At 67.5% G+C, this 12430-nt stretch carries 10 protein-coding genes; 3 read left to right on the forward strand and 7 right to left on the reverse strand.

The genetic code is table 11. The annotated features are described in order from the left end of the window. Positions 1–116: 116 nt before the first annotated feature. Positions 117–995 (reverse strand): plasmid replication/partition related protein, encoded by an 879-nt coding sequence (locus tag C1924_RS06855; RefSeq protein WP_108764619.1) that lies wholly within the window; start codon positions 993–995, stop codon positions 117–119. Positions 996–1058: 63 nt separating this feature from the next. Further along, a complete protein-coding gene (locus C1924_RS06860) occupies positions 1059–2411 on the reverse strand; it encodes an aspartate aminotransferase family protein (protein WP_108764620.1) in 1353 nt (450 codons plus the stop codon). A 155-nt stretch (positions 2412–2566) separates the two neighbouring features. Between C1924_RS06860 and C1924_RS06865 the strand changes: the two genes are divergently transcribed. Then, positions 2567–4063: an aldehyde dehydrogenase gene (locus tag C1924_RS06865; protein ID WP_108764621.1), complete on the forward strand. Its 1497-nt coding sequence runs from the start codon at positions 2567–2569 to the stop codon at positions 4061–4063. A 163-nt stretch (positions 4064–4226) separates the two neighbouring features. Here C1924_RS06865 and C1924_RS06870 read toward each other — a convergent pair whose 3' ends face one another. After that, positions 4227–4880 carry a hypothetical protein gene (locus C1924_RS06870; RefSeq protein WP_108764622.1) on the reverse strand — a complete coding sequence of 218 codons (654 nt, stop codon included), beginning with the start codon at positions 4878–4880 and terminating at the stop codon, positions 4227–4229. A 131-nt stretch (positions 4881–5011) separates the two neighbouring features. Here C1924_RS06870 and C1924_RS06875 point away from each other — a divergent pair, with 131 nt between their 5' ends. Beyond that, entirely contained in the window at positions 5012–6310 is a 1299-nt protein-coding gene (locus C1924_RS06875; RefSeq protein WP_108764623.1) for an MFS transporter, read from the forward strand. Here the strand turns inward: C1924_RS06875 and C1924_RS06880 are convergent. From C1924_RS06880 to C1924_RS06890, 3 genes are all read right to left on the reverse strand, one after another. Beyond that, entirely contained in the window at positions 6291–6752 is a 462-nt protein-coding gene (locus C1924_RS06880; protein WP_108764624.1) for a bacteriohemerythrin, read from the reverse strand. The genes C1924_RS06875 and C1924_RS06880 overlap by 20 nt on opposite strands. Before the next feature lie 71 nt (positions 6753–6823). Then, on the reverse strand, positions 6824–8176 hold the full coding sequence (locus C1924_RS06885) for a diguanylate cyclase (protein WP_108764625.1): 1353 nt from the start codon (positions 8174–8176) through the stop codon (positions 6824–6826). A 95-nt stretch (positions 8177–8271) separates the two neighbouring features. Continuing rightward, the gene (locus C1924_RS06890) at positions 8272–9807 is read right to left on the reverse strand and encodes an MASE1 domain-containing protein (protein ID WP_254051225.1); all 1536 of its coding nucleotides are present in this window, start codon (positions 9805–9807) and stop codon (positions 8272–8274) included. Positions 9808–10134: 327 nt separating this feature from the next. Between C1924_RS06890 and C1924_RS06895 the strand changes: the two genes are divergently transcribed. Further along, positions 10135–10584, forward strand: a complete 450-nt coding sequence (locus C1924_RS06895; RefSeq protein ID WP_108764627.1) for a hypothetical protein — start codon at positions 10135–10137, stop codon at positions 10582–10584. Positions 10585–10663: 79 nt separating this feature from the next. Here the strand turns inward: C1924_RS06895 and C1924_RS06900 are convergent, their stop codons facing one another. Further along, positions 10664–12379 carry an MASE1 domain-containing protein gene (locus C1924_RS06900; protein WP_254051226.1) on the reverse strand — a complete coding sequence of 572 codons (1716 nt, stop codon included), beginning with the start codon at positions 12377–12379 and terminating at the stop codon, positions 10664–10666. Positions 12380–12430 lie beyond the last annotated feature (51 nt).

Below are 12430 nucleotides of genomic sequence, written 5' to 3' on the forward strand. Positions count from 1 at the left end.
ACCCGTTGCGGCATGAGCACCCGGTAATGCCGGGCGCTGGCCGGCATTCCATGGGCCGGCATTCCATGGGCGGTGAAGCCGTATCGGCGTTGCCGGCCAGCGGCCGGCACTACCGGTTACAGCGTTTCGAGCTGCCTGCGCAGTGCCGCAAGCTGTGCGCGCAGCGTGTCGTTCTCGCGGGTCAGGGCCACCACGCGGCGGCGCAGGGCCGGGGCGTCCTCGCCCAGCTGTTCCAGTGCGGACAGCACTTCAGCATCGCGGCTGGCCACCTCGTCCTCGCTGGGCTCCTCGAAATCCATCTCGGCCGGTTCAGGCTTCGGCGCGCGCGGTTTGCGCTTGGCTTCGCGCACGCGCTTGGCGGCCTGCTTCAGCTCGTCCTTGCCACCGGCGGCCGCAGCACGCTGTTCCTCTTCCGGCAGGTCGGCCACGGCCGCGGCCGCGCTGATGGAAATCACGCCGGCCTTCACCGCTTCCACCACCTCAGCGGCCGCCTGGGCGTGGATGCGCTCGATCATGCCCACCTGGCTGGTGCTCAGCTTGGCTTCGCGGGCCAGGTCGGCGCGGCTGACCTTCGGTGCCGGTTCCCACGGCGGGCTGTCTTCGCCCGCCTCGTCGGCCGGTGCGGCGGTGCCGTCGCTCTCGCGCTGCAGCTGCGCCTGCTCGACCTGCTTGCGCGCGGACAGGATGTCGCGCTTGCGCAGCGCCAGCACGCCGCGCTGGAAATCGGACACGCTGCGGCGGCCCAGGTGCTGCTCGATCATCCACAGGTGGACGTCTTCCATGCTCTGGAAGCGGGTGTTCTGCACGGTGTTGAACGGCAGGCCGTGCTTCTGGCAGATGCCGAAGCGGTTGTGGCCATCCACCAGCACATCGCCCCACAGCACCAGCGCGTCGCGGCAGCCTTCGGCCAGGATGCTGCGCTCCAGCGCGTCATGTTCGTCCGCGGTCAGCGGGTCGATGTAGGCCTTCAGTTCTTCTTTGACGACGATGTCCATGGGCACGGCAACAGTCAGGAGCGGAACCGACCATTGTACCCGCTCGCCGCTGCCGGCCCGGCGTCAGGCCGTGGCCCGGATCATCTCGCCGAGGATGCCGGTGATCTGGTCGATCTGTGCCTTGTCCACGATCAGCGGCGGCGACAGCGCAATGATGTCGCCCGTACAGCGCACCAGCAGGCGGCCATCGTGGAAGCAGCGCCGGTAGACCTCGTAGCCACGGGCGCCGGGTGCCTCCCTTCGCGGCGCCAGCTCGACCGCACCGACCAGGCCGAAATTGCGGATGTCCACCACGTTGGGCAGCCCCTGCAGGGCATGCAGGCGCTCCTGCCAGTACTCGCCCAGTTCGATGGCGCGCTCGGACAGGCGCTCTTCCGCGTGGATGTCCAGCGTGGCCAGGGCGGCCGCGCAGGCCAGCGGGTGGCCGGAATAGGTATAGCCATGGAACAGTTCGATGGCCTGCGCCGGGCCCTGCATGAAACCAGCGTGCACCGCATCGCTCACCAGCACACCGCCCAGCGGCACCGCGCCGTTGCTGACACCCTTGGCGAAGGTCAGCAGGTCCGGGGTAACGCCGAAGCGCTGCGCGGCAAAGGGCATGCCGACCCGGCCGAAACCGGTGATGACCTCGTCGAACACCAGCAGAATGCCGTGCTGGTCGCAGATCTCGCGCAGCCGCTGCAGGTAGCCGGGGGCGGGCAGGATCACCCCTGCCGAACCTGCCACCGGTTCGACGAACACCGCTGCGATCGTCGACGCATCGTGCAGGGCGATCAGCCGCTCCAGGTCGTCGGCCAGTTCAGCGCCATGGCGCGGCAGGCCCTTGCTGAACGCGTTGCGCTCCAGGTCGAGGGTGTGCCGCAGGTAGTCGACGCCGCCCAGCTGCAGGCCGAACTGCCTGCGGTTGTTGGGCAGCCCGCCCAGCGCCATGCCGCCGAAGCCGACCCCGTGGTACGCCTTCTCGCGGCTGATGAAGCGGGTGCGCTGGCCCTCGCCACGCAGGCGATGATGGGCCAGTACGATCTTCATGGCGGTATCCACCGCTTCCGAGCCGGAGCTGGTGAAGAACACGTGGTTCAGCCCGGCTGGCGCCAGTGCGGCCAAGCGCTGCGCGAGGGCGAATGCAGGCGGTGAGCCCATCTGGAACGCGGGCGCGTAATCCAGGGTGGCGGCCTGTTCGGCGATGGCCTGGACGATGCGCGGGCGTGCATGGCCGGCGTTGCAGCACCAAAGGCCCGCAGCGCCGTCGAGGATGCTGCGCCCGTCGATATCCTCGTAGTGCATGCCCTCGGCGCGCACCAGCATGCGCGGTGCGCCCTTGTACTGGCGGTTGGCGGTGAACGGCATCCAGTACGCGTCCAGTGAATCGGGACGCTGGGTGGCCAGCGCATGCGGGTCGATCGCGGGGTGCTTCATGCCGCCTCCATCGGTTCCGATGCAGCGACTGTAGCGCAGCCCTGTCAGCGCGGTGGTAGTGCCGGCCCGTGCCCGCCGGACAGGCAGCGGCGCCAATCACGTGGGGGTCGCGGCTGCACCGCTATAACCCGGGTGATTCCCCTTGGGAGCCGGACATGGCTGACGTCCCCGACCGCACCCACTGGCAGGCGCTTGCAGGCCAGCTGGCCATCCCTGCGCAGGCTTTCATCGATGGTCGCTACGTGAACGCAGCCAGTGGTGCCCGCTTCGACTGCATCAGCCCCATCGACGGCCGTGTGCTGGGCCAGGTGGCCGACTGCGATGCGCAGGACGTGGAGCGCGCGGTAGCCGGCGCCCGGCGCGCGTTCGACGCTGGCCACTGGTCCCAGGCCAGCCCGGCGCACCGCAAGCGGGTGCTGCAGGCCCTGGCCGCGCTGGTGGAAACGCATGCCGACGAACTGGCCCTGCTGGAAACCCTGGACATGGGCAAGCCGGTGCGCGACGCCCGCCGCATCGACCTGCCCGGCGCGGTGCGCTGCCTGCGATGGACCGCCGAGGCTGTGGACAAACTGTATGGCGGTATTGCACCGACCGGCCCGCACGAACTGGGCCTGGTCAGCCGCGAACCGGCCGGCGTGGTGGCAGCCATCGTGCCGTGGAATTTCCCCTTGCTGATGGCCTGCTGGAAGATCGCGCCGGCATTGGCGATGGGCAATTCGGTGGTGCTCAAACCGTCCGAGCGCTCGCCGCTGAGCGCATTGCGGTTGGCTGCACTGGCCGCCGAGGCCGGGTTGCCCGACGGTGTGCTGAACGTGCTGCCGGGCGAGGGGTTGCACGTGGGCGAGCCGCTGGCCCTGCACATGGAGGTGGATGTCGTGGCGTTCACTGGTTCCACTGCCACCGGCGCGAAGCTGCTGCAGTACGCCGGCCGTTCCAACCTGAAACGGGTGTGGCTGGAGTGCGGCGGCAAGAGTCCGCACCTGGTGTTTGCCGACGCGCCGGATCTGGATGCGGCAGCCAAGGGCGTGGCGCAGGGAATCTTCTTCAACCAGGGCGAGGTCTGCACCGCAGGTTCGCGGCTGCTGGTGGAGCGTTCGATCCGTGACGATTTCGTGCACCAGGTGGTGGCCTATGGCCGGCGCATGCAGCCGGGCCATCCGCTGGACCCGGGTGCACCGATGGGCGCGCTGGTCGATGCCGCCCACGTGGACAAAGTGCTTGCGGATATCGCGCGCGCTGAAGGCGAGGGGGCCCGGCTGCTGCTGGGTGGACAACGCGCCGAGGTGGAAGCGGGCGGCTGTTACGTGCAGCCCACGGTGTTCGACCAGGTGCGGCCAGAGCAGTCGCTGGCGCGCGAGGAAGTGTTCGGGCCGGTGCTGGCCGTGCTGGGATTCGACAGTGAAGCCGAAGCGGTGCGCCTGGCCAATGACAGCCGCTATGGCCTGGCCGCCGGGCTGTGGACGCGCGACCTGGGCCGCGCACATCGCGTGTCGCGGCAGCTGCGCGCGGGCAGTGTGTGGGTGAACGGCTGGGATGGCGGCGACATGACCGCACCGTTTGGAGGCTACAAGCAGTCGGGCAATGGGCGCGACAAATCGCTGCATGCGTTCGACAAGTACAGCGAGACAAAAGCGACCTGGATCCAGCTGTAGAGCCGAGCCATGCTCGGCTGCATTTCGCTTCTCGTAGAATCGAGCTTGCTCGACTGATTTTCGCTTCATGTAGAGTCGAGCTTGCTCGACCGCTCTTTGGCGTTTGAGAAAGGCAGTCGAGCAAGCTCGACTCTACAGGAGCGAAGTCGAGCATGGCTCGACGCTACCGGCAGCGTGCGCTGACCACCTGCACGGCGTCCCGCAGCGCCTGTCGATCCATTTCATCCACTGCTCCCTGGAAGTAGGCCATGTCCTGCTTCCCCAACTGGCATGGGTCGACGATGTATCCCGGCGGCCACAAACCCAGCAGTTGCGCCACGCCGTGCACGATCTGCTCGGGCGTCATCGTTCTGCGGATACGGAAATAGTTGCGCTGCGACGCGAATGCCGGATGCACCTCGCGGCGTCCGATCAGGCGTGGCGCCACACCCGTAGCAGTGATGCCGTCACCGCCTTCGATACTGTCGGCCGGCAGGCCCAGAATCAGGGGCGATGGCGGTGGCGCGCTGTCGCTCTCCACCGGCGGGGGCGCCGAGGCTGTACGCGCAGGTTGCCTCGACGGCCGCGCGGCGGCCCGCACCGCATCCGCAGGCGCCGGGGCCGTGCGCTCAGGTGGGGCCTGCGGCTCGGGTGGCAGCCAGCGCAGGCTGGTGCGAACCGCGTCCCCGTGCACCACGCCGAGGCGGCCGGTCTGCCACAGCCATGCACCCAGCAGGGTATGCAGCAGTACCACCACCACGCAGGCGACCGCGCGCGGCAACGGGGGGGAATCGGACCAGCGCAACGCAACCACAGGGGCCATCGGCGAAGCATCCATGCAGGGACCGGTGGCGCAGCCTAACCGTCATGCAGAAAAATTCCGTTGGCATCGGTGTCGTCTGAAACCATCGTCCCGTCCGGCTGCCCGCGCGTGGCAGAATCGGTCGGCCCACCTTCCACGCCTTGCCGATGTCGACGATCACCGCTGCCGCACCGCCCGTGAATTCCCCCAGCCGTGTCCTGCTGGCCAGCCTGATCGGTACCACCATCGAGTTCTTCGATTTCTACATCTATGCCACGGCGGCGGTGCTGGTGTTCCCGCACCTGTTCTTCCCGGAAAGCAGCGACCAGGCGGCCCTGCTTCAGTCGCTGGCGACCTTCGCCGTGGCCTTCATTGCGCGCCCGGTGGGCTCGGCGGTGTTCGGCCATTTCGGCGACCGCATCGGCCGCAAGGCCACGCTGGTGGCAGCGCTGCTGACCATGGGCCTGTCGACGGTGGCCATCGGCCTGCTGCCCACGCATGCACAGATCGGCCTGTGGGCACCGGCGCTGCTGGCCCTGTGCCGTTTCGGCCAGGGCCTGGGGCTGGGCGGGGAATGGGGCGGGGCGGTGCTGCTGGCCACCGAGAACGCGCCGCCGGGCAAGCGTGCCTGGTACGGCATGTTCCCGCAGCTGGGCGCCCCCTTGGGCTTCCTGCTGTCAGCCGGCATCTTCCTGCTGCTGGGCCGCTGCCTGGGCCAGCAGGATTTCCTGCAATGGGGCTGGCGCATTCCGTTCGTGGCCAGCGCGCTGCTGGTCGGCCTTGGCCTGTGGGTGCGGCTGAACATCCATGAGACACCCGATTTCCAGCAGGCGTTGGAACGCAAGGCGCCGGTGCGGCTGCCGATGTGGACGGTGCTGCGCGACCATTGGCTGCCCATGCTGCTGGGAACGTTGGGCGCATTCGCCACCTTCGTGCTGTTCTACCTGATGACGGTGTTCAGCCTGGGCCACGGCACCGCAGTGCTCGGCTACAGCCGCGAGCAGTTCCTGCTGATGCAGATGGGCGCGATGCTGTTCTTCGCTGCGGGCATTCCGCTGTCGGCACGCTACGGCGATCGCTGGGGCACGCGCCGCACGATGATCTTCGCCAGCCTGCTGATCCTCGCCTTCGGCGTGCTGTTCGCCCCGCTGTTCCAGGCACACAGCCCGTGGCTGGTGCTCACCTTCCTGTGCCTGGGCCTGTTCCTGATGGGGCTGACCTACGGCCCGTGCGGCACCTTCCTGGCCGAAATCTACCCGGTGGAAGTGCGTTATACCGGTGCCTCATTGTCGTTCAACCTGGCGGGCATCCTCGGTGCGGCACCGGCGCCGTACCTCGCCACCTGGCTGGCAGAGCGCTTCGGCCTGGTCGCGGTCGGCTACTACCTCTGCCTGACGGCAGTGGCCACGCTGTGCGCGCTGCTGGCGCTGCAGCGGCGCACACCGCTCAGCCAAAGAAGCGCTTGAGCGTGCGGCCCAGCCAGCCGCCGCTCTGGTGCTCGCGGGCGAACTGGTTCAGGTGGGCCTTGACCTGTTCGGCGTACGCCTGGTCATCGCTGCGGATGTGGTTGAACAGCCAGCGCGAGAGCATCGTGCGCAGTTCGTCGGTGATGTCCTCGCCGGCCTGGAAGCGCAGGCGGTACTCGGCCACGCGCTTGATGAAGATTTCATGCACGCGCTTGTGTGCCGCACAGAACGGATAGCCCGCTTCTTCCATCAGCTCTTCCTCGAACGCGAAGTGCGACATGGTGTAGTCCACCACTTCGTCGATCACCTCGGCCACGACGGCCGTCTGCAGCCCGGCCTGGGCCACGTGCAGGTGATTGAGCATGTCCACGATGCGTCGATGTTGCTGATCGATCACATCGATGCCGATGTTCAGATCATCCTGCCAGACCAACAGTGCCATCCTCGGCTCCCCTTCGTACCTATGTCGGGGCCGACTGTAGGATCGACGCGCTCAGGCGGCGTTGATCTGGATCAAAGCGCGGCGGCCACGGCCGCTTCGCGAGGGCGCAGCGGGCTGGCGACGGTGGTGCAGCTGACCCGGTTGCGGCCGGCGGCCTTGGCCAGGTACAGCTGGCGGTCGGCCTCGGAGATCAGGCGGTGCAGCGCATCGCGCTGAGGGCGCAGGCAGCACAGGCCGATGCTGACCGTCATGCGCAGCGTGGCCGTGCCGATGTCCACTTCGAGTGCTGCAATGCGCTGGCGCAGTTCCTCGAAGTAGACGATGGCGTCGTCCTGCTCCATTTCCGGCACCAGCAGGCAGAATTCCTCGCCACCGAAACGTGCGATCAGGTCCTGGCTGCGTGCGTGGTCGCCCACGGCACGTGCCACCGCACGCAGCGCATCGTCGCCGGCTTCGTGGCCATGGGTGTCGTTGATGTGCTTGAAGTGGTCGATGTCGATCATCGCCACCGCCACGCATTGGCCATGCAGCTGCAGCTGCGGCAACTGGCGCTGGCTCTGTTCCAGGAAGCAGCGGCGGTTGGGCAGCCCGGTGAGGAAGTCGCGGGTGGCCAGGTCCTGCAGGGTGCCGATCAGCTCCAGCTGGTCGACGTTCTGCGAGACACGGCAGAAGAACTCTTCGCGTGAGAAAGGCTTGCGCAGGAAGTCGTTGGCGCCGTTCTTCAGGAAGCGCGGAATCAGCGAGGCATCGGTGTTGCCGGAAATGCCGATCACCGCCACCTTGTCGCGCGAACGGAGGGTCCGCAGGCGGCGGGTGAACTCCACACCCTGCATGCCCGGCATTTCCTGGTCGACCACGGCCAGTCGGATGGCCGGGTGCGCCTCGATGGCGGCGAGGCCTTCGGCGCCGTCGGCGGCCTCGAACACTTCATGCCCGTACATGCGCAGCAGTGCGGCGGCATAGCCACGGGCCGACGGGGAATCATCCACCACCAGCGCGGCAATGCGGCGATTGCGCTCCAGGCGCTGTACCAGCCACACCAGGTAGTCGATGCTGCCGGGGGTATTCTTCAGTACGTAGTCGATGATCTGCTGCTGCAACACGCGCTTGCGCAGGTCTTCGTCGTAAACGCTGCTGACCACCACGGTGGGCAGGTCGCGTTTCAGGAAAAACTCGACGACCGCATCGCGGTCACCGTCGGCCAGCACCAGTCCGGTCAGGACCAGGAACCAGCCGCCCTCGTCGCTGAGCAGGCGCCCCGCCTCGGCAAGGGTGGAGGCCACCACCACGGGCAGTTCCAGGCGCTGTTCAATGGCCTCGCGCAGCATGCCGGTGAATGCACGTGAGTTTTCCACCAGCAGGATCCGCTGCGGAAGTGGGTCGGCCAGGTCGCCATCGACAACGACCTGCGGGAGGACGGGCATGGTGCGGAGGCTCACGTGAGGGAGGGGCGCTCGGGAGTGGTAGCGGCGGTTGCGGACGAAACTTTAGGGCGCGTCGGTGACCGGCAGCCGTACGCTCATGCCACCGCCCGCGCAGGTGTTGCCGTTTCGTGCAGGGCCAGGCGCAACCGGTGGTGCTGGCACTGCACGCTGCCGCCGTATGCCAGCACGCGGCCAGCGAGGCGTTCGCTGGCCTGCGCACAGGTCGCCGACGACAACGGGCGATCACGATCCAGCAGGGCGATGGTGAACACGATGCCGCGCAGGCCGTGCAGATGGCCGCAGCGGGCGTGGATGCAGATCTGTCCGGATTCCCGTTCCAGCAGCAGCGCCACCGCCTCGACCAGGCTGCGATAGCTGGCAAGTTGCAGTTCCACGCTCAGCAGGCAGGGATTGCCGGCCAGCCGCAGCGGACCGACCCGGCACGTCTCGCGCCAGGCATCGCGCACGCCGCTGGCCTGCAGCGCGGCATACAGCCCGACCTGTTCCAGCGCGGAGGGATAGACCTGGCTGGCCTGCGCGCGGAACTGCCGGGAATGCACCCAGGTGACGTGCTGCAGGCTGCTGGCGATCGCATGGTGGCCCCGGCTGTGCAGCCAGACGGCAAGTTCATCCAGTGAACTGTCCATGTCTTCCCCCAGTTGCCTGAGGTCGCTGGCACGTTCGCGAAGCTCGCGCTCGCGGCTCTCGTGTGAGCTGCGGGCCAGGCGCAGGGCGATTCTTTCCCGCAGCAGGCGCGCGCGTGCATGCTGCTGGTGGTAGCTGATGCTGGATCCGAGCGCGAGCAGGGCCACGCTCATCATCATCATGTTCTGCTGGGTGAGGAAGGTACCCGGATCAAACGAGGCCGGCAGGCCCGTGCTGGGGGTTGCCGCGTGAAGCGGCAGGTTCAGGAAGGGAAGGGCGATGGCCGCCCCTCGCCAGCCGTACTTGAAGGTCAGTGCGATGGCCGGCAGCGCGGCCAGCAGCATCAGTCCGGCGCGGGCGCCGTGGGAGGCAGGGGAGGTCAACTGCATGCACAGGCCCAAGGCCAGCATTGCAGCAACACCTGCTGGGAAGACCGGTCCGGGACGGCGACGGCGACGGCTCTGGCCCGGCAGGTACTGCTGGTGCAGCAGCAGGGCCAGGGGAGCCAGTGTGATGATCGCAGCGAAATGGCCGAAGGCAAACCGCTGGGCGGCTTCCAGCGTTGCGCCAGGTGCCGGATCCAGGCGCAACAGGCAGGAAACGCCCACGCTCACCGCCGTGACCGCTACCGCCGCTGAAGCAGACAACGAGAGCAGCCACGGCCCGACCGTTGTTTCAGTGACGGACCTGCGGCGATGCAGGTAAACCACCAGCATCGCCACCGGCATCGGCAGCGCTGATGCCAGCACGACCCATTGCAGGCCGTACTGGTCGAGCAGGGGAATGCGCAGGTGCGCGAAGTACGCATACTCGCCCAGCAGCAGATACGGCCACAGCCGGGCCGGCGTCACCAGCAGGGCCGACACACGCAGTGCGGCGGGCAGGAAGAACTGATCCAGCGACAGGTGGCGGGCGGCGGTATCCGCCAGCGCATACACCACGGCCAGTACCAGCCCGGCCGGGAAACCGGCGCTGCCACTGAACACTCCGTCCCGAAGGCTGTTCCATCCCGACTTCCCTGGCAAACGAACAGCGCTCACGGTCCCTCGCGACAGCAGGTGGCTTCTGTTGAACGTAATGGCGTGGCGGCGTACGCGCAACAGCAGGACGTGTGAGCGCGGGATGCTGTCGCGTCCGCCTGGCCGGCGGGTGAAGGCCTCTGAATGGCGATGCATGGACCGCGCCGCTATGCTGGCCGCGCCTCGTGGTTTGCGCAGCGACCTGGCCCAGGGCCGATCCTGCGGGGGGCATTCCACCATCCGATCCACGTCAGGCCCGTGTTGCCTGGAAGCTGTCCAACCCTATCCAAGGAGATGCCTGTGAAATTCAGCCGATTCCCGACTCTTGCGTTTGGTGCCTTGCTGCTGGCTGCACCGGTGGCGGCGTTCGCGTGCTGCCCCAGTGGCGGGCAGGGTGTGGCGGCCGCGCGGACGGGGCTGGGAGAAAGCCAGCCTGCCACCCTGGATCTCAGCGCCGACCCGGCCGTGCAGGTCTATACCTTCGAGCGCGAGGGCGTGTCGTACTACCAGGTCAACGATCTGGCCGGTGAGGTCAAGCTGATCATCGCCCGCATTGACGGCACCTTCTGGACCCTGCCGGCCGGCAAGCGTGAAGCACGCGTGTCGTTGCCTTCCAAGGTGTTGGCGCTGCCGAAGAATGCACGTCGCAGCATCGTCTACCGCGGGGAAGGGTTCTCGCTGGTGGAGTACGCCGCGGGAAGCGATGTTGTCTGGGCGGTGGAAGCCGCTGCCAGCGGCCAGTAACCGCCGTCAAGGCGCGGTTGCGGGTTGATTGCCCCGCAGTGGCGATATGGCCGCTGCGGGGCTTTGAACGCGCAACCGGCTAGCGGCCCGCAGGGACCTCGCAGGTCCTGCCGGCATCGTCCGGCACGGGGTTGCTGGCACTGGCTGTGGGCACGTCCCGCATCACGACCGTGATGCGGTTGCCGCGGCAACGCACGTGACCGGCGTACGCGTGCGCGCGCGCCGACAGGCGTTCGATCGCCCTTTCCACGGTGCGTGGGGACAGCTGCCGGTGCCGGTCCAGCAGGGCGACAGTGAACACGATGCCGTGGACCTCCCGGTAGTGGCCGCAGCGGGCGCTGATCTGGATCTGACCCCGTTCCCCCTTCAACAGCAGGGATACGGCTTCGGCAGTCACCCGATAGGCGGCCAGCTGCAGGCCCATGCTGAGCTGGCATGGGTCGCCTCCCAACAGGGGCCGGGCCATGCGATGGGTGGCATCCCACGCTTCGCGCAGACCACCGGCCTGCAGGGCGACGTACAGGCCGGCATGTTCCAGTTCAGTGGGGTACACCATGCTGGTCAGTTCGCGGAACTGCCGGGAGCGCTGGGTGAAGGTATGAAGCAGATCACCGGCCGGGGCTTCATGGCCATGCGCCTTCAGTTGCTGCACGGTCTGGTCCAGCATCTGCTCGATGTCGTCGGCGAGGCGACGAAGGCCCAACGCCCGCTCGCGCAGGTCCTGTTCGTTGGCCAGGTGGGCCGAGCGCGAAAGCGAGCTTGCCCGTGAGGCGGCCAGCGCAGGCTGGGCATGCTGGTGGTAGTGGTGGGTGATGCGTGGCCCGAGCGCGATGAGCGCAGTGCTGGTGATGGCGATGATCTGCTGGGTGAAGAACGTGGTCTGGTCGAATGAACCGGGGAGTCCGGTCGTCGGCATGGTCTGGCTGAGGATGATGTTCATCACCGGCACACCCACTGCCGCCCCGCGCCACCCGTGCATGCAGGTGAGGGCAATGACCGGCAGCACCAGCAGCAACTGCAGCGTCGCGCGTGCCGAGTGGTCGTGCCTGCCGATCAGGAGCAGCAATGTCCCGAGCACCGCCAGCGCAGACAGTGCGCCGACGGTCGGTCGCAGGCGCCACGTGCTCCAGTCGTAGGCGCTGCGACGGCGAATCCACAGCAGCGCCAGCGGGGCAACGGTGAGGATGGCGATGTAATCGCTGAGCACGTACAGCATGGCATTGCTGTAGAACGGGATGCTCGGCGGTACGGGCCAGAGTGCATGGTTCAGGCCGACCTTGAGCGCGGTGGCGACCAGCGCTGCCGAGGCGGCCACGGACAGCAGCCAGGCTTCGGTGGTGGAGGTCATGAGCTTCTGGTGCACATGCACGACCAGGGCCATCGCCGGCATCAGGCAGGCAGAAGCGATCAACACCCAGGCGATTCCGTACTCATCGATGAGCGGGTAGCGCATCTGTGCGAAGTACGCGTACTCGCCGAGGACGAGATACGGCCACATCCGCTTCGGCACGAGCAGCAGGGCCGCAATGCGGATGCCGGAAGGCAGGAAGAACTGGTCGACCGACAGCCGCCAGGCCGACCAGCAGGCAAGCGCGTACAGCGCGGCCAGCGCAAGCCCGGCAGGCCGGATGCGGAAACTCAGCTCGACGCCATTCTTCAACCAGTTCAAACCCAAGCCTCCCCTGCTCGAAACGCTATCGTGCGTCCTGTCGATACATGCGGCACTCCCTGCGCCCGACAGTATCGGGTGTGCCGGAACGACGCAATCCTGCAGTTCAACCGCGGTACGCCGCATCGTTCCGGCTTCGGATGCCTGCCTGCATGAGGCTCGAGACACTAGATGTGA

This window comes from Stenotrophomonas sp. ESTM1D_MKCIP4_1 (assembly GCF_003086895.1).
Classification (GTDB): Bacteria; Pseudomonadota; Gammaproteobacteria; order Xanthomonadales; family Xanthomonadaceae; genus Stenotrophomonas.